Consider the following 23,175-nt stretch of genomic DNA (forward strand, 5'->3'; position numbering starts at 1 on the left):
GGAAGCAGTCTGGGCGCATTTGCGTGCGGTGGGGAGGACGGGCTTGCCGAACCCCGCCCGCATGTCTACCTGCTTTCGCGTGTCCAGCAGAGAGGTTCCACACCCATGATCGACGCCGCCATCAAGGCGCTTTCGCAGATGTTGTCGCCGCCGATGCGCTCGATCCTGTGGCGCTCGATCGGGCTGTCGCTGGTGCTGATCACGGTGCTGGCGATCGGGCTGCAGCGGCTGCTGAGCTGGCTCGCCACCGCTGGCGAAGGCTGGGCCGAGGCGATGCTCGGGCCGAACTCGCACGGCACCTTGGAGGTGCTGACCTGGATCATCTCGATCGCGGCCGGCTTCGGCGTCGTGTTCGGCGGCATCATGCTGATGCCGGCGATCACCTCGCTGATCGCGAGCCTGTTCGTCGACGACGTCGCCGATCTGGTCGAGCGCGAGCACTATCCGGCCGAGCGCCCTGGGTCTGCGCTGCCGGTCGGCATCGCCATGGTCGAAGGCCTGAAGGCGGCGGGGCTCACCATCCTGGTCTATCTGGTCGCCCTGCCGTTCGTGTTCCTCGCCGGCGCCGGCCTCGTGATCTTCTTCATTGCCACCGCCTGGCTGCTCGGCCGCGAATATTTCGAGCTCGCCGCGATGCGCTTCCGCTCGCCTGCGGAGGCCAAGGCGATGCGGCGCGACAATGCAGTGACGGTGTTCACCGCGGGGCTGTTCATCGCCGCCTTCGTCACCATTCCGATCGTGAACCTGGCGACGCCGCTGTTCGGCATGGCCTTCATGGTCCACCTGCACAAGCGGCTATCCGGACCGCGGCCCGAGCTGATCGAGCCGTCGCCGGAGCGCCGGCTGCGCAGCCTCTAGCGCCATCGCGCGCGGCGACGCGTTCGCCGCCTTGCCCGCGAACGGAATCAGCACGAAGCCGAGCAGCGCGACCGCGGCGAGCAGCGCCCAGGCCTCGTTGACGCACAGCGCCAGCGAGGCCTTCTCGACCAGCGGCCGGACGTAGGCGATGGCCTGCTCCTCCGAGACGCCGCGCGGCCGGTTGCGCAGCAGCTCAGGCGCGAGGCCGATCGCCTTGGCCGCCGCGCTGTCGCCGGCCATCAGCCGGTCGCGGAACGCCTGGGCATGCAGGGTGACGCGGCCGTAGATGATGGTGTCGATCAGGGCGATGCCGATGGCGCCGCCGAGATTGCGCATCAGGTTGAACAGCCCGCTGGCATCGGCGACCTCGGCCTGCGGCAGGTCACCGAGCGCGATCCGCGTCGGCGGCAGCAGGCAGAACATGATGCCGACGCCGCGCACCACCTGCGGCCAGAACATCTCGTCGTAATCAGCCGTTCCCGGCTGGAAGGCGCTGGCGGCAAGGCCGGCGCTGAACAGCAGGAAGCCGAACGCGGTCAGCAGCCGCGCATCGACCTTGCCGTCGAGCGCGGTCACGACGGGGGCCGCGATCAGCTGCGCCACGCCGGTCACCAGCATGATCTTGCCGATCTCGAACGCGTCGTGGCCGCGCACGAAGGCGAGGAACACCGGCATCAGATAGACCGAGCCGAACAGGCCGATGCCGAGGCAGAAGCTGGAGATGCAGCCGAGCGTGAACGAGCGGCGCTGGAAGCTGCCGAGCCTGAGGATCGGATGTGCCGCGGCCAGCAGGCGCTGGATCAGCAGCGTGAGACACGATGCGCTGAGCACCAGCAGCGCGATGCAGTTCGACGACAGCCAGCCGCCTTTCGGCGCTTCCTTCAATCCAAGCTCGAGGCTCGCCAGCGACACCGCGAGCAGCAGCAGCGCCAGAAGATCGAGCTTGTCGAGCTCGCCGAGCTGCGGGCGCTCGTCCGGCAGCAGCGCCGGCGTCACCGTCGCGGCGAGAATGCCGGGCGCGATGTTGATCAGGAACAGCCACGGCCACGACCAGGTGTTGGTGATGAAGCCGCCGACCACGGGACCGATCGTCGGCGCGAGCACCGCGACGACGCCGCCGATCGTCGTCGCCACAGCATGCAGCCGCGCCGGAAACAGCAGGAACACGGCCGAGAACACCACGGGGATCAGCAGGCCGCCGAAGAAGCCCTGCAGCACGCGGAACGCCAGCAGCATGTGAAAGCTGCCGCTCAGCGCGCAGCCGAGCGAGGCTGCCGTAAATACGCTCACCGCGCCGACAAACAGCCAGCGCAGGGTGAATACGCGGGTGAGCAGGCCGGTCAGCGGAATCGCGATGATCTCGGCGATCAGATACGCCGTCTGGATCCAGCTCATCGCGTCCGGCGTGATGCCGAGCGCCTCCTGGATGGTCGGCAGCGACGTCGCCACCACCTGGATGTCCAGGATGGCCATGAACATGCCGACGCACATCAGGATGAATCCGAGCCAGGTCGCGATGCTCGGACGGTCCTCCCGCGCGACGGGTGCGCTCATGCCGTCTGGCCGCCACCGACGCCGCCGCCAGCAATGCCGGAGAGCGCCTCGGATTCCGCGCGGATGCGGATGAACAGCACGGCGGCATTGAGGCCGGAGAAGATCAGCGCGATCAGCGGCAGATGCAGCGCCAGCGGCAGCAGCGCGATCTCCGCCGTCACCACCAGGTAGTTCGGATGCGAGATGTAGCGATAAGGACCATCGGTCACCAGCGGCGCACCCGGCAGGATGATGATGCGCGTGGTCCAGCGCGGCCCGAGCGTCTGCAGCACCCACCAGCGCAGACCCTGCAGCAGCACGAAGCCCGAGAGCAGCCAGGGATCGACCTCCTGGTCGGTGCCGAGCAGCCACAGCGACACCAGCCAGGCCGCATGCATCGAGATCATCAGGGGATAGTGATCCGCACCGATCTCGACCGCGCCCATGGCGCGCAGGCGCTTGGTGTTGTGGCGGGCGAGCACGAGCTCGCCGAGCCGCTGCATGGTGACGAGGGCGAGGACGAAGGCGGCGAAGGTCATGCGGCGTGCCTCAATGAAACGCAGCTTGCGGTGAAACCGGGACCGAGCGCCGTCAGCACCGAGCGCGGCGGCAGACCGCGCGCGCGGGCGCGCTCCAGCACGAACAGCACCGTCGGTGCGGACATGTTGCCGTAATCGGCGATGATCTCGCGCTCATGATCGAGCGTGCCCTGCCCGAGCGACAGCGCGCGCTCCAGCGCCGTGATCACCTTGGCGCCGCCGGGATGGCAGACGAAGCGGTCGACGTCAGTGGCCTGCAGCTTCATGTTGCCGAGGATCTCGTGGACCGCGGGGCCCATGTTCTCGGTGACGAAATCGGGAATGGTGCGCTGGAAGATCACGCCGAAGCCTTCGGGATCGACGCTCCAGCCCATGATATCCAGCGTATCCGGCCACAGCTTCTCGCCGGTCGCCTCGACGCGCGTAGTCCCACCATCACCGGCGCGCAGGATCGCGGCCGCGGCACCGTCGCCGAACAGGCTGAGCGCGACGATGTTGGCTTTGCTCAACTCGTCATGGCGAACGGCGAGCGTGCACAGCTCGAACGTCACCATCAGCACGTGGGTGCCGGGCCGCGCCTGCGCCAGCCGCGCGGCGATCGACAGCCCGGAGACGCCGCCGGCGCAGCCGAGGCCGAACACCGGCACGCGCGAAACGTCGGAGCGAAAGCCCATGCGGCCGGCAACGCGCGCTTCGAGCGTCGGCGTCGCGATGCCGGTCGAGCTCACGGTGACGATGGTGTCGATCTCGGCAGCGGTGAGATCGGCCTGCGCCAGCACCTTGTTGGCAGCGTCGATGAACAGCGCCTCGGCGCCTTCGAGATAGGCCTCGGTGCGCTCCGGCCAGCCGCGCCGCTCCATGTACCATTCGATCGGCTTGACGCCGTAGCGCTGGCGGATGCCGGTGTTGGCGAACAGGCTGGCCATCGTGTCGAACTGCGGAAAGCGCGGCGACAACACCACGCGCGCGGCTTCCATCACCTCGTTCTGGCGAAACTGATGCGGGGGCACAGCGGTCGCGAGCGACACGAGGGCGGCGGTATGGTCCATGCGATCGATCCTTCCACGTCCCGGCGCAAACAGTCCGAGAACGCGGAAATTGTCACGCGCCACTCACATCGCCCGGATTACCTGTTTCATCTTATGGCCAAAGCGGGCGGCGGTGTGGCCCGGCGATGGTGAGACGGCGTCGCGGCGTGACGCTTAAGTGACTGTCAAACGCGTTCTCAATTTGCAACCTTACGTCGCGCTCAACGTACTCAGGCGGCCTTCTCCGCCTCAGGCGGTCTTCTGGGGCCAGCGGCAGAGATCCTTGATCAGGCACAGCTCGCAGCGTGGCTTGCGCGCGAGACAGGTGTAGCGGCCGTGCAGGATCAACCAGTGATGGGCGTGCAGCATGAACTCGGCCGGGATCACCTTCTCGAGCCCGAGCTCGACCTCAAGCGGCGTCTTGCCCGGCGCCAATCCCGTGCGGTTGCCGACGCGGAACACGTGGGTGTCGACCGCCATGGTGTGCTCGCCGAACGCCATGTTGAGCACGACATTCGCGGTCTTGCGTCCCGCGCCCGGCAGCGATTCCAGCTCCGCGCGCGTGCGCGGCACCTCGCCGCCGAACTCGGCGATCAGCTTCTCCGAGAGCGCGATGACGTTCTTGGCCTTGGTGCGATAGAGGCCGATGGTCTTGATGTACTCGCGCAGCTGATCCTCGCCGAGCGCGATCATCTTCTGCGGCGTGTCGGCAATTGCAAACAGCGGCCGCGTTGCCTTGTTGACGCCGGCGTCGGTCGCCTGCGCCGACAGCACCACGGCGACCAGCAGCGTGTACGGGTTGAGATGTTCGAGCTCGCCTCTGGGCTCCGGATTCGACGCGGCGAATCGGCTGAAGGCCTCGCGGATCTCGGCCGGGGTCCAGGGTTTTGTGGCCTTCAACGCTGTCTTGGCCGGCGCGGCCGGAGCGGCCTTCGCCGCCTTGCTGGACGGCTTTTTCAGCGCCTTGACGGCCGTTTTCGCAGCGGTCTTTGACGCCATCTTGGACGCCGCTTTGGGAGCAGCCTTGGCAGCCTTTTTGGCGGGCGTGCGAACCGGGGTTGGCTTGGCGCGTTGGGGGCGGGTGATTTTGGCCATGATCCGGGTATACTGAGGCCCCATGACGCCAGGCAATGCTTTTGCGTATCAGGAGACCGGCACCGCCGCCGCTGATCCCGAGCTGTTCGCAGCCCGGCTGACGCCGCACCGCTCGCTCGGCCGGACCGGCTTCCTGGTGCTGATGGCCGTGGTCTGCGCCATCAGCTTCATCGGCGGCCTCGCCTCGCTGCTGATGGGCGCCTGGCCGGTGCTCGGCTTCTTCGGCCTCGACGCGCTCGCGATCTACTGGGCCTTCAAGGTCAACTTCCGCCGCGCCAACGCCTATGAGGACGTCTCGGTCACCCTGACCGAGCTGCGCCTGCGCCGCGTCAGCCACAAGGGCCACGTCATGGAATGGCGCTTCAACCCGCTCTGGGTGAAGCTCGACATGGTCAGCCACGAGGAATTCGGCATCGAAAACCTCTACCTCGTCGCCCGCGGCCACCGCGTGGCCATCGCGAGTTTTTTGGGCCCGGAGGAGAAGGCGAGCTTTGCCAGGGCGCTGACGGCAGGGCTGCAGGCCGCGAAGCGCGGGCCGGTGTATAATCCGCTGTAGCGGTCCAGCGGGCCGGCTGGACTGCTCGGCGAGCTGTTATCCAGGCGGAAGCCCCCGCCATCACCTCCAGCGTCGTTCCGGGGCGCGCGCAGCGCGAGCCCGGAACCCATACCCACAGGACGTGGTGTGCGGCACGCGAGGCGTGGGCATCTCGCCTCACACGTCTGTCTGTGGTTATGGATTCCGGGCTCATCGCTGCGCGATGCCCCGGAATGACGGAGCAAGCCGGGAAAGTCCCGGTTCAGGCCAAACCGATCGCACGACCCCTAGCCCCCCAATCAGAAATCGGGTGGAGTCCCCTCCCCGGCCGCCCTACATCCGGACTCATGATGACCCTCGCCATTCACGATTCCGCCCTGGCCAAGCCGGGCCCGCAACAATCCGCCGATTTGCGCGACTACGACGCCGTGCGCCGCGCGATCGCGTTCATCTCGGAGCACTGGCGCCGCCAGCCGGCCATCGAGGACATGGCCGATGCCGCGAGCCTCACCCCGGACGAACTGCACCACCTGTTCCGCCGCTGGGCCGGCCTGACACCCAAAGCCTTCATGCAGGCGCTGACGCTCGACCACGCCAAGGGCCTCTTGAAAGGCTCGGCCAGCGTGCTCGACGCCGCGCTCGACTCGGGGCTATCGGGCCCCGGGCGCCTGCACGACCTGTTCGTCACCCACGAGGCGATGTCCCCCGGCGAATGGAAGACCGGCGGCGCCGGCACCACGCTCCGCTACGGCTTCCACCCCTGCCCGTTCGGCCTCGCACTGGTCATGGCCACCCCGCGCGGCCTCGCCGGCCTCGCCTTCGCCGACCCCGGCGAAGAGGCCTCCGCACTATCAGACATGAAGAGCCGCTGGCCGCGCGCATCCTACGTCGAGGACGTCCCCGGCACCGCCGGCCTCGCCCAGCGCATCTTCGACAAGACCCTGTGGCGCCCCGACCAGCCCTTGCGCGTCGTCCTGATCGGCACCGACTTCGAAGTCCGCGTCTGGGAAACCCTGCTCAAGATCCCCATGGGGCGGGCGGTTTGCTACTCCGACATCGCGACGAGGCTGGAGTCGCCGAAGGCCTCGCGCGCGGTGGGCGCGGCGGTGGGCAAGAACCCGATCTCGTTCGTCGTCCCGTGCCATCGCGCGCTGGGCAAGACGGGGGCGCTGACGGGGTATCATTGGGGACTGACCCGCAAGCAGGCGATGATCGGGTGGGAGGCTGGGCAGGTGGGGATGGGGTAGGACGCCGAAACATCGACACGCCTTCGACGAACACGGTGCCACCACCGCCCCCGATATCATCGTACGCGAAAGCGGACGATCCAGTAATCAACGACCTCGCGAACCTCACACCCGTCTCGGAATACGGCCCCGCTGTCGCGAGCATCACAGCGGGCTTTTGCAAAGCGAAACACCCCGTTCCGGTCGCACGCGACCATATTCAGACATTTCTACTCCAGAATGTCTGAGACTATTCAACCGGTATCTCTGCCGACTTTCCAAACACGCGCCGTTCTTCGCTTGAACCGATGAAAGTGATGTTGTGGGTCTTGAACTTTGTGCCTCTATGATTGATCAGTCCGTGTCCATCAGCCAACGCTTGACGGATCAGATAGCGCTCTACAAGGAGCAATACGGCCTCAGTATTGCGAGGCCCCTTGGATGGAAGCAGATAGCCATAGCTAAACCAGCGAACGCCTTTCCTAACTGATTGAACTACTTCTGTTTCGCGAATGGCTTCCCGTATTTTTGCAGACTGAAGATTTTCCTTGAGACGCTTTCGAATATTGGTTGATTGGCCGATATAGAACGGTTCAACAATGTTGCCAAAAACGCGTGAGAAGAAATAAACGCCCGGCCTCGCTTCAATCTCTGCAGGAATGCTGTTGGCATCGAACAACAACTTTCTCTGGCGCGTGATTTCAATTGGTTGCTGCCATTCAATTTCAATATTCACCTGTTCTCCTCCCCGCTATAGATCAATATCCCCTCACTCACGCCGCCTTGCGCAAAGCGAACGTCTTGCCATCCGCCGTCGTTACGTAGCCAAGCCGCGCCAGTGAGGCCAGGACCTCGCCGACCTTCTTCTCGGTGGTCCTCGTACGCTTGAACTGCGCCGCGAGCGTCGTCGCGTCGAGCGGACCGCTGGCGGCGGTGAGTGCGGCGAACACTGCTGCGGTCTGCTCCACGGCGCCGCTCGGAAAGCTCGGCTTCTGCTCGACGGCGGGAATGAGCTCGACTGCCGCCTGCGCGCCCTCTTCCGCGGCCGCCTGCTTGTCGACGCCCTTGGCAAAGCGCGGGATCTGGTAGTCGGGCCGGAGCCAGCGCACCTGGCCGCGCTTCTCCTCCGCAGCCCGCTGTTTGTTGAGCGCGACCAGCCGGGCCAGGATGTCCTCATCGGAGAGATCGGCCGGCCAGCCATAGGCCTCGGAGACGGCGAGATCGAGCCTGTCGTGCAGCTCCTTGAGGATCAGCACGAGACCATCGTCGAAGGTCTTGCGATCATCCTCATCGAGCGCGGCCGGAGACGTCCCGGCCCGCAACTTTTCGAGCACGTTGTAGAGGCCGGTCAGAGTTAGGTGGGGATGCTCAGCCAATACCGTTTTACGATGCGCGTCGAGCTCCTGCGCCGTCGTCCTGATCTGGCTTTTGGTGATGTCGCTGGCGTTTGGGAACGGAAAGGGATCGAAGCAGCGTGATTTGACGTATACTGGATCGTTCCCTACGCCTAGCGCGCCTCCCGCTCGTAAAGCCCAAACGATGTGAATTTGTGATGATAGAATACCCAAATACGCGGCATCTTCGATGGCAATGACGATTAGTTTGTTGTCTGGAACAACCGAGCCATCGAGGAACTGAAAGATACGATGCTTCATCGTTTCTACAGTGACAACGAATCTTCGGAGATCAACCAATGCTGGACGAATTTCTGGCCGCGGCTTCCCAAACAGCCACCACTCATTTGCGTAATCTTGCGAGTCTTTACTACCGGATCGCGCCGCTTCTTCCACGCGTACCGGCCGAACTGTGGAAGCGATATGCTGATATATCTCAGGGAATCTAAGGCGGACTTCTTCCTCCAATAGTCCAAATAGGTCGATAACCATTGCGTCCCTTGACTTACCGGTAAGGTCGCGTCCATTTCGGTACTCTCGAATGTAAGTCTCGGCGCCATTGCGCTTACCTAATCCAAGGTGTTTCGCCTGTTGAGGAGTTACTATGAAGCCCTTTCCGTGGAGCTTGACTCCAGGTGAACAGATGCCCTCATTGGCCCGGAGCATCTTTGCAGCAGTAACGTCGACTCCAATCGTCAGATCAGAATTGATCGGTCCAAAGAACTCGTCGAATTCGATGCGAGGTGTATCGGTATTGAGCTCCGCCTCACTCTTGATGTCGCGTAAAACTCCATCGCGCTTTCCCAATTCTGCCACGGTCATCGCAATCCTGACTGCCGCGGCATCAGGAGTGACTTTCGTCCACGGATGGTCAGGGATGGCCATCACCAGCGACACCGGCTTCTTGGCCTTGAGATAGCGCTCCATCACCCGGCGCTGAAAGACTTGCGAGATCGAATTGGTCGTCACGAAACCGAACCGACGCAGCACGGTGCCCTTGTGCGTCAGCAACTCGGCGGAGCGGTCCCACCAGTACATCACGAAGTCCGCCGACTCGTTGACGTGCGGATGAGCGCGCCACAGCGCCTCCGCGTAATCTAGCCGCGACCGGATGTCCTTGCCGCCGATGAACGGCGGATTGCCGACGATGAATTCAGCCGCGGGCCATTCCGGGCGCCGCGGCTGCGGATAGGTCTCCTTGCCGTCGACGATCTTCGGGATCGGATCGCCGTCCCAGGTCAAGACAGCGTTCTTGACCTGGATGTTCTTGAACGCGCGCAGGATCGGCTCTTCCGGCGGGCCGCCCTTAGTGCGGAAATGCCATTGCAGATAGCCAATCCACAGCACAAGCTCCGCGATCGCGGCGGCGCGCGGATTGATCTCGAGTCCTAAGAACTGATGCGGATCGACGCTGTGCGAGCCGAGGCCGCGCAGCGATTCCTGGCCGCCGAGGTCGAGCAGTGCCTCCAGCACCTCGCCTTCCAGACGCTTCATCAGCTCCAGCGACACGTAGAGGAAGTTGCCCGTGCCGCAGGCCGGATCGAGCACGCGCGTCTCGCATAGCCTGTCATGAAACGCCTGCACTTCCGCCGCCGCACCCTTGAGGTCGCCCAGCGAGCGCTTTGTCTCGGCGGTGGCCTGGACGTTGCGCCAGTCCTCGCGCAAGGGTTCGATCACGGTCGCCACCACCAGACGCTCGACATAGGCGCGGGGCGTATAGTGCGCGCCGAGGCGCTTGCGCTCGGTCGGGTCCAGCGCCTGCTCCAACAAGGTGCCGAAGATCGACGGATCGACCTCCTTCCACGAATAGCTTGCGGCCTGCCGCAGCTCACCGATCTCCTCGCGTCCTAGCGGCAGAGCGGCGCGGCTGCGGAAGAACTCTCCGTTGAACCTTTTGACCTTGGTCTTGAGGACGTGCGCCCACGTGCCAAGGTCCATCGCCTCCCAGAGCTGGCCGACATCGTGCCTGAAGGCTTCCGGCGTCTTCTCACACGCCTCCAGCACCTCCTTGAAGGATTTCTCCGGCAACAGCCCGACGTCCTCGGCGAACATCGTGAACAGGCAGCGCATCAGGAACATGGCGACGTTTTCCGCCGCGTAGTTCTGCTTCTCAAGCGCCAGCGACACCTGCGCCAGCCGCTTGGCGATGTCGCGCGTAACCTTTGCCGATTTCTGCGACGGATCGAGCGACTTCGGCTCGAGCCAGATCTTGCGCAAGAGATCGCGGACCTCTGGCTTGCGCAGGTCTTCGAGATAGATGCGGAAGCCCTGGCGGTCCGGAAACTGTGTGTAGTTCTTGCCCTGGCCGGAGAAGTCTGCATAGACCTCGATGCAGTGGCCGACGTCACAGACGAGAATGAAGGGCGGCCAGCCATGGGCGGTCGGCAGCGCGCGGGCATATTCCTCGGCCTGGCGCTTGGCGTTCAGCATCAGCACGTCCCAAGCCCGGTTGGCGCTGCGGCGGCCGCGCGCGTCGGCCGGCAGCTCGGTCGTGAACAGGTCGTTCTGACCGGCAACCTTCTTGGCGCCCTTCAGCCGGCTCTGCTTGGCTTCCAGCACGAAGCTGTTGCGCTTGTAGAGATCGATGCGGCCATAGGAATCACCATCATCCTTGTGCCGCATCACGGCGCGCTCGAACACATAATCGTTGTGCTCGTGGGTGGCGTCGGCCGGATCCGGCAGCGGCAGGCCGAGCAGCGTGATCAGCTCGTTGAGGAACGAGGCATAGTTCGCCCGCTCCTGCCCGCCCTCGCGGCCGAGCCAGCGTGCGATGAACTTGTCTATGGCGTCGGTGGTTGTCGATTCCCCCATGGGAGGCAAACTAGTCGCTCCGGCGTAGGCAGCACAACCCCTGATGGCTCGCGCTTGGCCCGTGGTTGGAATTCAGCCCCCGGGGCAGGGATGGATTCCGGGCTCGCTCACCGGGCCATCAGCTTCGCTGATCGCCCGGTGGGCGCCCCGGAATGACGAGGAGAGAAGCGAGTATGCCGATAGATACAGAACGCGGAGGGCGTTTCGTCGGTCGAGCGCGGTCGGCAGGCGAATCGTCTACCTCACACACCTTCGAGCGACTTCGGATAAATATTATTCTCTTGCGTATTTTCGGAAATCATGATTGTATCCCCGCATCCCGCCTCAACGAGAGGGGCGTTGCGCGCGATCGTCACGACACGCGAGGTGGGGAGGCGATGGCCGCGGTCTGCCGCAGCGTGTCTTCGGGCGCGCCGACGAACGGTGGGGCGTGGACGTGAAGTCGCAGGGTCCTGACACCCCGACGCTGGTGTCACCCGCGCAATGCGCGTCAGCGCATTGTCGCGGTATGGTGGCCAACAAGCCCGGCGCACCAGGGAGACTGCGTATAAGCGTTAAGACCGTCGCGCAGGGAATGCCGGATGATCGGCAGCACCTGTGGTACCTGCCGCCTGCATTTTTTACGCAGGCGGGCCATGGGTGAGGCGTTCACCCGGCATTCCCTGCGCCCTCTCATGTTTCGGAGGGACATGGTCGCTGCAGGACTCGGGCGAGGTAGGCCGCGAGATCGCGGAGGCGTGTCCGGAGCTGTTTGAGATGTGAATCGGGAGAACAGGCGGTCCGCGCGCGGCGCGTACAGGCGTGTCCGTGAACTGCGCGATCTCACTGCGCAGTCGTCGTTAGGTCACTCAGACCGTCATGGCCGGGCTTGACCCGGCCATCCAGCTTCTTGAAAGACGTCCATCGAGGGGATGGATGCCCGGGTCAAGCCCGGGCATGACGAGCTGATGAAACTCGCTTGCCGGCGCGCTCGATCAACCAGCCAGGTCCAGCTTCGACTCCACGGTCGAGTCCGCGTTCAGGCGGTAGATGATCGGCACGCCGGTCGCCAGTTCGCGCTTCAAAATGCCTTCGGGGGTCAGCTTCTCCAGCACCATGATCAGGGCGCGCAGCGAGTTGCCGTGGGCGGCGACGAGTGTGCGTTGGCCGCGGAGGACGCCGGGCAAAATCTCTTGCACGTAGTAGGGCAGCGCGCGGGCGAGGGTGTCCTTGAGGCTTTCGCCGCCGGGCGGCGGGACGTCGTAGGAGCGGCGCCAGACGTGGACCTGCTCCTCGCCCCATCTGGCGCGGGCGTCGTCCTTGTTGAGGCCAGAGAGGTCGCCATAGTCGCGCTCGTTGAGCGCGAGATTCTTCGAGGTCGGCAGGCCGGGCTGGCCGAGCTCGTCGAGGATCAGCTTCAGCGTGTGCTGGGCGCGCGTCAGATCCGAGGTGAAGGCGACGTCGAAGGTCAGGCCCTGCGCCTTCAGCTTGCGGCCGGCGTCCTTGGCTTCGCTGACGCCCTGCTCGGTGAGGTCAGGATCCTTCCAGCCGGTGAACAGGTTCTTCAGGTTCCACTCGCTCTGGCCGTGGCGCACCAGCACCAGGAGACGTTCGCTCATTGCTAACTGATCCACTTGGTTTGATTAGAACAGGTCCTTGAGGCCGAGCACATCGTCCATCGTGTAATGGCCCGGCGGCTTGCCATGCGCCCACAGCGCCGCCTTGAGCGCGCCATGCGCGAAGATCATGCGGTCCTCGGCCTGGTGCGACAGCACGAGGCGCTCCGACGGACCGGCGAAGATGACGCTGTGATCGCCGGCCGCGGTGCCGCCGCGCAGCGAGGCGAAGCCGATGTCGCCGCTGCGGCGCGCGCCGGTGATGCCGTCGCGGCCGCGCGCGGAATGCTGATCGAGCGAGATGCCGCGGCCGTCGGCCGCCGCGCGTCCCAGCATCAGGGCCGTGCCCGAGGGCGCGTCGACCTTGTGCTTGTGGTGCAGCTCGAGGATCTCGATGTCGAAATTCGCATCGAGCGACTTCGCCACCTGCCTGACCAGCGCCGCCAGCAAATTGACGCCGAGGCTCATATTGCCGGACTGCACGACGATGGCGCGCTTGGTGACGCTCTTGATGACGGCGTCGTCGGACGACGACAGGCCAGTGGTGCCGACGACGTGGACGATGCCGCGCTCGGCGGCGATGGCGACGTTGGCGATGGTCGCGGCCGGCACGGTGAAATCGAGAATGCCGTCGGCCTCGGCCGACATCGCCCAGAGGTCCGCCGACAGCTTGATGCCGTTGGCTGGCAGCCCGGCGAGCACGCCGGAATCCTTGCCGATCAGCTCCGAGGTTGGCGCTTCCAGCGCCCCGGCCAGCACCGCGCCCTCGCTTTCGGCGATGGCCCGCACCAAGGCGCGGCCCATGCGGCCGCCGGCTCCTGCAACGATCAAGCGCATCCTGGACATGTCGCGTTCCTCCGCCCCGTCAAGGGCTATAGCCGGGGCAGGCGGCGGCGGCAACCAAGGCCGCTGCGACGCAAGGCGCCGCCCAGCTCAGGGCTGCGGGCCGTCATAGCCCTCGATGATGACCAGGTCGCCTTCCGAGTGCGGCGAGCGCATCGCGACCAGGCGCTGGTATTCGGCGGAATTGTAGCAGGCGAGCGCGGTCTCGTAGTCCTTGAACTCGATCACGACGTTGCGCGAGCGCGATGAGCCTTCCTTGGTCTGGTACTGGCCGCCGCGCACCAGGAACCTGGCGCCGTACTGATGGAACACGGCGCCGTTCTGCGCGACGTACTCCTTGTAGCCGTCCATGTTGTGCACGTCGATGCGGGCGATCCAATAGGCCTTGGGCATCCCTGTCGTCTCCTTGTTCTGGCTCTTGCTTAAGCTCGGTTGGTCTTGCCGACCAGCGCGACGGCGCCGGCGATGTCCGCGACGATGCTCTCGGCGGCGGCGGCGGGGTCCGCGGCGCCGGTGACCGGACGGCCGACGACGAGGCGGTCGGCGCCGCCGGCGATCGCAAGCCGCGGGGTCATGATGCGCTTCTGATCGGCAACGTCCGATCCCACTGGGCGGATCCCGGGGGTGACGAGCTGCATGTCAGGGCCGACCAGCGGGCGGACCAGCTGGGTCTCCTCGGGCGACAGGATCAGGCCGTGGATGCCGATCTCCTTGGCCTGCACGGCGCGCTTCGCCACGAGATCCTTGACGCCCATGGCGTAGCCGGCGGCGGCGAGATCGGAATCGTCATAGGAGGTCATCACGGTGACGGCGAGCAGCTCGAGGCTGGAGCCCGCGGCCCCTGCCAGCGCGGCCTTCATGCTCTGCGAGAAGCCGTGCACGGTGAGGAAGCGGGCGCCGAGCCTGGCGATCTGGCGGGTGGCGCGCTCGACGGTGGTCGGGATGTCGTGCAGCTTGAGGTCCATGAAGACGTGCTTGCCCTCGGCCGCGAGACGCTCGGCGAGGCCGAGGCCGCCGGCATAGGTCAGCTCCATGCCGATCTTGTAGAACGTCACGGCATCGCCGAGCCGTGCGATCATCGCCTCGGCCTCGGCCACGCCGGGCAGGTCGAGCGCCACGATCAGTCGGTCGCGCGGAGCAATCTCGGTCGGCATGTCACCTCACACTGTGGGTTGCGCAAAATCGATCAGCTGCCGCACCAGAGCATCGAGCGCGGCTGTATCGGCCGGCAGCCTGAGCCGATCCATGTCGTTATACGCCTTGTCGGCGAAGGCCAGCGCCAGCTGGCTCGGGATCACAGTGGCGTTGCACGCCGTCAGCATCAGCCGCAGCGCGGCGAGCGCGCGGACGCCGCCGAAGCGGTTCTCGGAGGCTGCGGCGATCGCAAAGGGACGGCTGCGAAACACATGGCCGCGCCCTTCCGGCGGCTCATCCACGCGCGACAACCAGGCCAGCGCGTTGCCGAGCAACGGCGGCACCGCGGCGTTGTATTCGGGCGTGACCAGCAGGACGCCGTGATGCGCTGACATCATCCGCTTCAGGTTGACCGCGTCGCGCGGCACGCCGGAGCGGGCCTCGAGGTCGGCGTCATAGATCGGCAGCGGAAAGTCGGCGAGCGAGATGCGCGTGATGTCGACACCGGCCTGCACGAACTGATAGGCGGCGGCGGCGGCGAGCTTGGTGTTGTGCGAGCCGGCCCGCGTCGAGCCGGGGATGATGAGGATCTTCAGGACGGACATCGTGCGGCCGGGAAACGACCCGCCACGACGAGCCGCGGCTGCCGGTCAGGGCTTGCGATACACCCAGACGCGCGCCGGCGGAAGGTTCATCCAGATCCGCTCGGAGGCTTCGGTCTTGACACCGGGTAGCGATTTCGGAATCGGCGGGACGACCGAATAGGTGAACTGCACGAACGGCGCGTTGGGCGCCATGGCGGCGAACGCATCGCGCACCAGCTTCATGCGGGTCAGCATCGGCTTGGTGACCAGCGGCAGGCCGGAGACGACGGCGGAGGCCGGGGCGCCCAGCACGTTCCACAGCGTGTCGCGGAGGCGATAGGCGTCGCCCTGGACGACCTTGGCCTGCGGATAGCGGTCGCGCAGCAGGGCGCAGAAGCTCGGATTGTACTCGACCAGCACCAGCCGCTTCTGGTCGATGCCGTGCTCGACGAGCGCGGCCGTGATCGCACCGGTGCCGGGCCCGAGCTCGATCACCGGGCCGGTGCCGTGCGGATCGACATACTGTGCCATGGTGCGCGCCAGCAGCCGTCCCGACGGCATGACGGCGCCCATATGCAGCGGCTTCTCGATCCATGAGCGGAGGAAGCGCACCTCGTCGTCAAGACGAAGAGGCTTTTTCGACGCACGCACGGACGTTTGCAGGGGCATCTCAGTACCAGACGGGACCGTTTTCACGGCGATGTCAGAAAAGAGTCACAAAGACGTATAGGTCGCGGGCGGGACGGTCAAGCCGAACCGTAACTCACGATTAAGGCTGCCGGGTCCGCGTCCTTACAGTTGAACTTGATAATTTTTTGCATGTGCAGAGCAGCAAAGCGCGCGCTGCGGTACAACTTCTGGTCGCAATGACAGACTCCTTCGGAGGGCGCGGCACCGCTCAGCTTGCCGCCTTGCCGAAGAAGTCCTTGACCTTGGTGAAGAAGCCGGCCGCTTCGGGCTGGGTGGCGCCGGACGACAGCTTCTCGAACTCGGCCAGCAGCTCCTGCTGCTTCTTGGTCAGGTTCTGCGGCGTTTCGACCACGACCTGGACATACATGTCGCCGGTCTGGCGCGAACGCAGCACCGGCATGCCCTTGGCAGCGATCCTGAACCGCCGGCCCGACTGCGCACCAGCGGGAATCTTGACCTTGGTCTTGGCCTTGTCGATCGTCGGCACCTCGAACTCGCCGCCGAGTGCGGCCGTGACCATCGAGATCGGTACGCGGCAATGCAGGTCGGCGCCGTCGCGCTGGAAGAACTCGTGCGCGGTCAACGACAGGAAGATGTAGAGATCGCCCGGCGGGCCGCCACGCAGGCCAGCCTCGCCTTCGCCCGCAAGACGGATGCGGGTGCCGTCCTCGACGCCCTGGGGGATGTTGACCGACAGCGTGCGGTCGCGCGTGACACGGCCGGAGCCGGAGCAGGACGGGCACGGATCCTCGATCATCTGGCCGCGGCCGTGACAGCCCGGGCAGGTCCGCTCCAGGGTGAAGAAGCCCTGGGCCTGGCGCACCCGGCCGGCGCCGCCGCACATCGCGCAGGTCTTCGGCTTGGTGCCGGCCTTGGCGCCGGTGCCGGAGCAGGGCTCGCAGGTCACCGAGACCGGGATCTCGATCTGCGCGGTCTTGCCCTGGAAGGCTTCCTCCAGCGTGATCTCCATGTTGTAGCGCAGGTCGGCGCCGCGCTCGCGCCCCGTGCCGCCGCGCCGCTGTCCGGCCATGCCGAACAGGTCTTCGAAGATGTCGGAGAACGACGAGGCGAAGCCGGCGCCGAAGCCATGCGGACCGCCGCCAGCGCCCTGCTCGAACGCGGCATGGCCATAGCGGTCATAGGCGGCGCGCTTGTCGGCGTCGCGCAGCACCTCATAGGCTTCGTTGATTTCCTTGAACTTCACTTCGCTGGAGGCATCGCCCGGATTCTTGTCCGGGTGCCATTTCATGGCGAGCTTGCGGAACGCCGTCTTCAGCTTGCCCTCGTCGGCGTCGCGCTCGACTTCCAGGGTCTCGTAATAGCAGCGCTTGGTGGACATCAATCAAACCCGCCCGAACATCGTCAGACCTGAACGGCTCGCGCGCATCCCGCGCGCCAGTTCAATGAAAATGACCCCCATCCAACGAGACGCTGGCAGCGCTCTTTGGCATGGGGGTCATGGCTATCAGCCTCTACCGTCGCTTAAGCAGATTTCTTCTTGTCGTCGTCGACCTCGGTGAACTCCGCGTCGACGACGTCATCCTTGGCAGCGTCGCGGGCCGCGTCGCTCTCGGCCTGCTGCTTGTACATGGCCTCGCCGAGCTTCATCGACGCCTGCGCCAAGGTGTTCGTCTTGGTCTTGATCGCCTCGGCGTCGTCGCCCTTCAGAGCTTCCTTGAGGTCGCTGAGCGCGTCCTCGATGGCGCGGCGCTCGGTCTCGGCGACCTTCGAGCCATGCTCGGTCAGCGCCTTCTCGGTCGAGTGGATCAGCGCATCGCCATGGTTCTTGGCATCGACCGCCTCGCGGCGCTTCTTGTCCGCCGCGGCGTTGGCCTCGGCGTCCTTGACCATCTTGTCGATGTCGGCCTCCGACAGGCCACCCGAGGCCTGGATGCGGATCTGCTGCTCCTTGCCGGTCGCCTTGTCCTTGGCGGACACGTTCACGATGCCGTTGGCGTCGATGTCGAACGTCACCTCGATCTGCGGCATGCCGCGCGGCGACGGCGGAATGCCCATCAGGTCGAACTGGCCGAGCATCTTGTTGTCGGCCGCCATCTCGCGCTCACCCTGGAAGACCCGGATGGTGACCGCGTTCTGATTGTCCTCGGCGGTCGAGAACACCTGGCTCTTCTTGGTCGGGATCGTGGTGTTGCGGTCGATGATGCGGGTGAACACGCCGCCCAGCGTCTCGATGCCCAGCGACAGCGGGGTCACGTCGAGCAGCAGCACGTCCTTGACGTCGCCCTGCAGCACGCCGGCCTGAATCGCCGCACCGATCGCCACCACCTCGTCCGGGTTGACGCCCTTGTGCGGCTCCTTGCCGAAGAACTGCTTCACCATCTCCTGGATCTTCGGCATGCGAGTCATGCCGCCGACGAGCACCACTTCGCCGATCTCGCCGGCGGTCAGGCCGGCATCCTTCAGCGCCTTGCGGCACGGCTCGATGGTCTTCTCGACCAGATCGGCCACCAGCGCCTCGAACTTGGCGCGGGTCAGCTTCATCGTCAGATGCTTCGGACCGGACTGGTCCGCGGTGATGAAGGGCAGGTTGATTTCGGTCTGGGTGGTCGACGACAGCTCGATCTTGGCCTTCTCGGCAGCTTCCTTGAGGCGCTGCAGAGCGAGCTTGTCGTTGCGCAGGTTGATGCCCTGCTCCTTCTGGAATTCGTCGGCGAGGTAGCTGACCAGACGCATGTCGAAGTCTTCACCGCCGAGGAAGGTGTCGCCGTTGGTCGACTTCACCTCAAACACGCCGTCGCCGATCTCCAGGATCGAGACGTCGAAGGTGCCGCCGCCGAGGTCGTAGACGGCGATCGTGCCGGCCTTGGTCTTGTCGAGGCCGTAGGCAAGCGCAGCCGCGGTCGGCTCGTTGATGATGCGCAGCACCTCGAGGCCGGCGATCTTGCCGGCGTCCTTGGTGGCCTGGCGCTGGGCGTCGTTGAAATAGGCAGGGACCGTGATGACGGCCTGGTCGACCTTCTGGCCGAGATGGGCTTCCGCGGTCTCCTTCATCTTCTGCAGGATGAAGGCGGAGACCTGCGAGGGCGAATAGGACTTGCCGTCGGCCTCGACCCAGGCGTCACCATTGCCGCCCTTGACGATCTTGTAGGGGACGAGCTTCTTGTCCTTCTCGACCATCGGGTCGTCGTAGCGGCGGCCGATCAGGCGCTTCACTGCGAAGAAAGTGCGCTCGGGGTTCGTGACGGCCTGGCGCTTGGCGGGCTGGCCGACCAGACGTTCGCCATCGTCACTGAACGCGACGATCGACGGCGTGGTGCGCATGCCCTCGGCATTCTCGATGACTTTCGACGTCTTGCCGTCCATGACGGCCACGCACGAATTCGTGGTGCCGAGATCGATCCCGATGACCTTTCCCATGGTCTCATATCCTTCTTTTTGCGGCAGGTTGGGTGGGGCCCTGACGGCGCCCCCATCCAAAACCCCCTCAGATCAAATGCTCGCGATATTGCGACGATGAGCGTCATATAGGAGGGGGGGAGTGACCCGCAAGGACCGGACCAGACCCGGGCACGCGGAAAAGCCGCGGATTTTTCCTGACATCGTGAAACAGCAGGCCCGGACCGCGCAACGGCTTGACGACGGTACCGCCAAGACATCGGCTGGCCTCGTTCATGTGCCCATCTGGTCCGCGCCGAGGCCGTATTGTCGCCGCCATCGCACCGCGCAGCCGCCAAAACGAATCATGCTTAGCGAAGCCATAATCGATCCGTGCCGGCTCCGCCGCCGGAACCTCTCGCCGCACCCGATCGGTCTGTTGCCGGCGCGGCAAACCCGTTAAAAGGCGTGGCTTCGATCGGCTGCGTGGGGACGACGGCCGGCCGGATGCACAGGTTAGCGAACGAGGCTGCTCCGTCATGACGTTATCCCGACTTCTCGCCACGGCGATCGTGTCGATGTCCCTGCTGAGCCCGGCATTGGCGGCCGATGCGATCTTCCCGACCGGCGTCCGGATCGGGCTCGCCCCACTGGTCGGCCTGAGCCAGGCCAAGACCTTCACCGGCTTCGAAACCGAGGATCACAGCGTCAAGGTGCTGCTGACGGAGCTGCCGGCCAAGGCCTATGGCGAGGTCAAGACCGCCTTCACCGCCAACCCCGGCGGCATGGGGAACGTCAAGCCGGAAAGCATCGAAACGCCGGCGGGAACGGCCTACTACACCGTCGAGAACGGCCGTGACGGCGCCGCGCCGGTGCGGCGCTACTCGATGATCGTGCCCGGCGCCGGCTTCTCCGGTTACGTGGCGGTGCAGATTCCGGAAAGTGCGAGCAAGATCTACACCGACGATGCCGTGCGCCAGATGTTCGCCACCGCCGTGGTCCGCAAGGAGGTCCCGGTGGACGAGCAATTGTCCATCATGCCGTTCAATGTCACCGATCTCTCCGGCTTCAAGACCATTCGCACGCTCGGACCCGGCGCGCTGATTCTCGCCGACAACGACGAGGAGAAGGGATTCGAGGCGGCGCCGTTCGTGGTGATCGGACTGGTCGCCGGGGTGGCGCCGGAGGCCGCCGACCGGGCGCGGGTCGCGCAGCAGGCGGTCACCACCATTCCCGGCGTTCGCGACGCCCGCATCACCATGTCCGAGCCGATCCGGATCGAGGGCCAGCCCGCCTATGAGAGCCGGATCGAGGCGATCAGCGGCAAGGACAATACGCCTGTGACGGTGGTGCAATGGCTGCGCTTTGGCGGCCCGAACACGCTGCGGATCATCGGCAGCGCGCCGCGCGACCAATGGTCGACCGCCTTTCCGCGTTTCCGCGCGGTCAGGGACGGCATCCAGCCGAAAGGCTAGCGCCGCGGCGGCTCAGTTCGCGCGCCGGACATAGACGTCGACGTTCTGCACCGTCTCGGCGAGGCGATAGTCGCCCATCAGGCGGTCGAGCTCCGGCGTGGCGTGCAGCCATTGGCCCCATTCGCTGGTCATGTTGTCGACCAGCAGGATCGACGGCGCGAACCGCCTGATGTCGTCGGCCAGCCAACCGCGCTCGCGCTGCGCATAGGGCTCGATCCGGGCCAGCGCCTGATCGTCGGCACCCATCTCGCGGGCAAACTCCTGATAGGTCGCGACCAGCAGGCTCTGCTCGCGCGAGGTCCATACGCCACCGACGGCGCGCGTCAGCGGATGGGCAAGGCCGGCATTGCCGGAGATCACCAGGATGCTCGGATAAACGATCCCGGTGCGCTGGATCGCCGGCTGCAGGAAACGCCCGTCGAGGGCGGCGTTGAACCACCACAGCGCCGTGACGAGCAGGCCAGCTCCTACCGCCGCGATTGCAACACTCGACCTCGCCGCCGCGCCGTCTGGCTTCGGCGCGGACGCCGTCACGGCGGTGACGAAGCCGAGCCCGGCAAAGGCCAGCATCGGATAGGAATGATACGGCCAGCCCTTGCGCTGCAGAAGATAGATCATCAGGAACGCCGCCGACGCGCTCAGCAGCAGCAATAGCGTCGGCGTCACGGTGCTGCTGCGCCTCAGCACCAGCGCGGCGATCAGGGTGAGCACGCACAGCACCACGCCCGGCTTCATCACCATCATCGGGAATGGCAAGCCGAAGGCGTAGACGTCGCGGATCAGCGGCCACATCGCGCTGAAGAACTCGGGGAACAGCAGCACCGTGCCAAGGCTGTAGGCCGACAGCAGCAGCGCTGCGATGACATTCTCTGGCGCGAGCAGCACGCGCGCCGATCTCAATTGCGCCGCGACGATGCCGAGGACGCAGAGCATCGCCAGCGCGAAATGCGGCTTGAAGCACAGCGCGAGCCCTAGCCCTGCGCCGGCAACAGCGCTCGCCCACAGCGGCGGCGCCTCGCGATTGATGCGCAGCGCCAGCACGGCGAACACCGGCATCAGCTCGATGACGGCGATATGCTCGCGCTGCCCGAAGCACTGCGCCGGCAGCACGCCGAGCACGACGACTGCGGCGATCGCCAGCGGCCATTTCTGGCGCTGTCCCAGCGCAGCTGAATCGCGGAGGATGAGCATGCTCACCGCGACCGACGGCGCGATGGCCATGAACAACAGGCCGTCCAGGACGACCTCAGCGGGAAAGTCGACGCCGCGCGCGATCACGATGGCCGGGACATAGACCAGCACGGCCATCGGCGGGTTGGTCTCGAGGATCTCGGAGTACAGCCGCTGCCCGTCGAGCCAGCGCTCCGCGGCGATCAGGAGCCAGCTGACATCGGTGTTCGCGGCCACCAGATGACGCATCAGGATGGCGGTTGCGAACAGGATCAGGAGCAGCGTCGCCGCCGAAAGGCCGGACCATCGGCCAGCCACCTTCAGCGACGGTAGCGTGAGGCCGCCATCCGCATCGACATTCAAGCTCATGGTCCGGCTCCGTAGGATTACGGACCATATTCGGGCACCGTTAATGGATTGCTGCTTCCGCTCACGTCGATCCTGGGTCTATGATCCCGGGCGTCAGGCGGTAACCTGGGAGAGCCGGGCCATTTGGTCACCGTACTGAGGTGTCTTGGTACTGAGATGTCTCGATCGGGGGAAAATTGACATGAACCGACGTCGAATCCTGCGGCTGCTCGGCAGCTCCGCCTTTGCGGCCGTGGTGGCCGATACGACCCGCGCGCTGGCCGCGCCGATCAAGCCGGACGACAAGTCGGCGCTGCTGGTGATCGACGTCCAGAACTGCTTTCTGCCCGGCGGCAGCCTCGCCGTGAAGGAGGGCGAGCAGGTCGTGCCGGTGATCAACAAGATCGCAAAGGCCTTCAGCAATGTCGTGCTCACGCAGGACTGGCACACGCCGGAGCACGTCTCGTTCGCGTCGAGCCATGCCGGCAAGAAGCCGTTCGAGCTGGTCGACCTCTCCTACGGCAAGCAGGTGCTTTGGCCGGATCATTGCGTACAGGGCACCGACGGCGCCGGGCTGTCCAAGGATCTTTCGATCCCGCAAGCCGAGCTCATCATCCGCAAGGGCTTCCACAAGGACGTCGACAGCTACTCGGCCTTCACCGAGGCCGACGGCAAGACCACGACCGGGCTTGCCGCCTATCTGAAGGCGCGCGACATCAGTACGGTGTACGTCGCCGGATTGGCGACCGATTTCTGCGTCGCCTGGACCGCGCTCGATGCGCGCAAGGCCGGCCTCGACACGTTCGTGGTCGAAGATGCCTGCCGCGGCATCGACACCCAGGGCTCGCTGGCCAAGGCGTGGACCGACATGGCGGCCGCCGGCGTCAAACGGATCAGCTCCGCCGACATCGCGGCATAGTCCAGCAGACGTTCTCGCGCCGAAAATAAAACAGCCACGGGCGGGACCCGTGGCTGTTTTTG

20 protein-coding genes are annotated in these 23,175 nt (G+C 65.4%); 5 read left to right on the forward strand and 15 right to left on the reverse strand.

Annotated elements, in window-relative coordinates:
- Window positions 1–105 precede the first annotated feature (105 nt).
- Window positions 106–858, forward strand: coding sequence for a sulfate transporter family protein (locus ACQR07_RS22455; RefSeq protein ID WP_434904323.1), 753 nt, complete (start codon window positions 106–108; stop codon window positions 856–858).
- On the opposite strand, the gene ACQR07_RS22460 is transcribed toward ACQR07_RS22455, so the two are convergent.
- The 4 genes from ACQR07_RS22460 to nth all read right to left on the reverse strand — a co-directional run bounded on the left by ACQR07_RS22460 (window position 796) and on the right by nth (window position 5,053).
- The gene (locus ACQR07_RS22460; protein ID WP_434904324.1) at window positions 796–2,412 is read right to left on the reverse strand and encodes a DHA2 family efflux MFS transporter permease subunit; all 1,617 of its coding nucleotides are present in this window, start codon (window positions 2,410–2,412) and stop codon (window positions 796–798) included. The two genes, ACQR07_RS22455 and ACQR07_RS22460, sit on opposite strands and share 63 nt — an antisense overlap.
- Window positions 2,409–2,930, reverse strand: a complete 522-nt coding sequence (locus tag ACQR07_RS22465) for an isoprenylcysteine carboxyl methyltransferase family protein (protein WP_434869625.1) — start codon at window positions 2,928–2,930, stop codon at window positions 2,409–2,411. Before ACQR07_RS22465 ends, ACQR07_RS22460 begins: the two co-directional genes overlap by 4 nt.
- Entirely contained in the window at window positions 2,927–3,979 is a 1,053-nt protein-coding gene (locus tag ACQR07_RS22470; RefSeq protein ID WP_434904325.1) for a type III polyketide synthase, read from the reverse strand. Before ACQR07_RS22470 ends, ACQR07_RS22465 begins: the two co-directional genes overlap by 4 nt.
- 228 nt (window positions 3,980–4,207) lie before the next feature.
- Window positions 4,208–5,053 (reverse strand): endonuclease III, encoded by an 846-nt coding sequence (gene nth / locus ACQR07_RS22475; protein ID WP_434904326.1) that lies wholly within the window; start codon window positions 5,051–5,053, stop codon window positions 4,208–4,210.
- A 22-nt stretch (window positions 5,054–5,075) separates the two neighbouring features.
- On the opposite strand from nth, the gene ACQR07_RS22480 reads away from it, so the two are divergent.
- Together ACQR07_RS22480 and ACQR07_RS22485 are read left to right on the forward strand one after the other, a co-directional pair.
- On the forward strand, window positions 5,076–5,609 hold the full coding sequence (locus ACQR07_RS22480; protein ID WP_434904327.1) for a DUF2244 domain-containing protein: 534 nt from the start codon (window positions 5,076–5,078) through the stop codon (window positions 5,607–5,609).
- A gap of 326 nt (window positions 5,610–5,935) precedes the next feature.
- A complete protein-coding gene (locus tag ACQR07_RS22485) occupies window positions 5,936–6,835 on the forward strand; it encodes a methylated-DNA--[protein]-cysteine S-methyltransferase (protein ID WP_434904328.1) in 900 nt (299 codons plus the stop codon).
- A gap of 229 nt (window positions 6,836–7,064) precedes the next feature.
- On the opposite strand, the gene ACQR07_RS22490 is transcribed toward ACQR07_RS22485, so the two are convergent.
- From ACQR07_RS22490 to dnaK, 10 genes are all read right to left on the reverse strand, one after another.
- Window positions 7,065–7,550 carry a hypothetical protein gene (locus ACQR07_RS22490; RefSeq protein WP_434904329.1) on the reverse strand — a complete coding sequence of 162 codons (486 nt, stop codon included), beginning with the start codon at window positions 7,548–7,550 and terminating at the stop codon, window positions 7,065–7,067.
- Window positions 7,551–7,587: 37 nt separating this feature from the next.
- Window positions 7,588–11,019: a class I SAM-dependent DNA methyltransferase gene (locus tag ACQR07_RS22495; protein ID WP_434904330.1), complete on the reverse strand. Its 3,432-nt coding sequence runs from the start codon at window positions 11,017–11,019 to the stop codon at window positions 7,588–7,590.
- Window positions 11,020–11,993: 974 nt separating this feature from the next.
- Entirely contained in the window at window positions 11,994–12,617 is a 624-nt protein-coding gene (locus ACQR07_RS22500) for a 2,3-bisphosphoglycerate-dependent phosphoglycerate mutase (RefSeq protein WP_434904331.1), read from the reverse strand.
- 24 nt (window positions 12,618–12,641) lie between these two features.
- A complete protein-coding gene (dapB, locus tag ACQR07_RS22505; protein WP_434869617.1) occupies window positions 12,642–13,460 on the reverse strand; it encodes a 4-hydroxy-tetrahydrodipicolinate reductase in 819 nt (272 codons plus the stop codon).
- An 87-nt stretch (window positions 13,461–13,547) separates the two neighbouring features.
- Window positions 13,548–13,850 (reverse strand): DUF1330 domain-containing protein, encoded by a 303-nt coding sequence (locus ACQR07_RS22510; protein WP_434904332.1) that lies wholly within the window; start codon window positions 13,848–13,850, stop codon window positions 13,548–13,550.
- Window positions 13,851–13,879: 29 nt separating this feature from the next.
- Window positions 13,880–14,611 carry an orotidine-5'-phosphate decarboxylase gene (pyrF, locus tag ACQR07_RS22515; protein ID WP_434904333.1) on the reverse strand — a complete coding sequence of 244 codons (732 nt, stop codon included), beginning with the start codon at window positions 14,609–14,611 and terminating at the stop codon, window positions 13,880–13,882.
- 6 nt (window positions 14,612–14,617) lie between these two features.
- A complete protein-coding gene (locus tag ACQR07_RS22520) occupies window positions 14,618–15,196 on the reverse strand; it encodes an NADPH-dependent FMN reductase (protein WP_434904334.1) in 579 nt (192 codons plus the stop codon).
- Window positions 15,197–15,241: 45 nt separating this feature from the next.
- A complete protein-coding gene (locus ACQR07_RS22525) occupies window positions 15,242–15,844 on the reverse strand; it encodes a class I SAM-dependent methyltransferase (RefSeq protein ID WP_434869613.1) in 603 nt (200 codons plus the stop codon).
- A 229-nt stretch (window positions 15,845–16,073) separates the two neighbouring features.
- Window positions 16,074–17,204 (reverse strand): molecular chaperone DnaJ, encoded by a 1,131-nt coding sequence (gene dnaJ, locus ACQR07_RS22530; protein ID WP_434904335.1) that lies wholly within the window; start codon window positions 17,202–17,204, stop codon window positions 16,074–16,076.
- A gap of 143 nt (window positions 17,205–17,347) precedes the next feature.
- A complete protein-coding gene (gene dnaK / locus ACQR07_RS22535) occupies window positions 17,348–19,243 on the reverse strand; it encodes a molecular chaperone DnaK (RefSeq protein WP_434869611.1) in 1,896 nt (631 codons plus the stop codon).
- A 497-nt stretch (window positions 19,244–19,740) separates the two neighbouring features.
- Between dnaK and ACQR07_RS22540 the strand changes: the two genes are divergently transcribed.
- Complete coding sequence (locus ACQR07_RS22540) at window positions 19,741–20,676, forward strand: hypothetical protein (RefSeq protein ID WP_434904336.1); 936 nt, start codon at window positions 19,741–19,743, stop codon at window positions 20,674–20,676.
- Window positions 20,677–20,688: 12 nt separating this feature from the next.
- Here the strand turns inward: ACQR07_RS22540 and ACQR07_RS22545 are convergent, their stop codons facing one another.
- On the reverse strand, window positions 20,689–22,215 hold the full coding sequence (locus tag ACQR07_RS22545; RefSeq protein WP_434904337.1) for a hypothetical protein: 1,527 nt from the start codon (window positions 22,213–22,215) through the stop codon (window positions 20,689–20,691).
- 181 nt (window positions 22,216–22,396) lie between these two features.
- Here ACQR07_RS22545 and pncA point away from each other — a divergent pair, with 181 nt between their 5' ends.
- Window positions 22,397–23,113, forward strand: a complete 717-nt coding sequence (gene pncA, locus ACQR07_RS22550) for a bifunctional nicotinamidase/pyrazinamidase (protein WP_434904338.1) — start codon at window positions 22,397–22,399, stop codon at window positions 23,111–23,113.
- Window positions 23,114–23,175 lie beyond the last annotated feature (62 nt).

Source organism: Bradyrhizobium sp. HKCCYLS20291, assembly GCF_051167715.1.
Classification (GTDB): domain Bacteria; phylum Pseudomonadota; class Alphaproteobacteria; order Rhizobiales; family Xanthobacteraceae; genus Bradyrhizobium.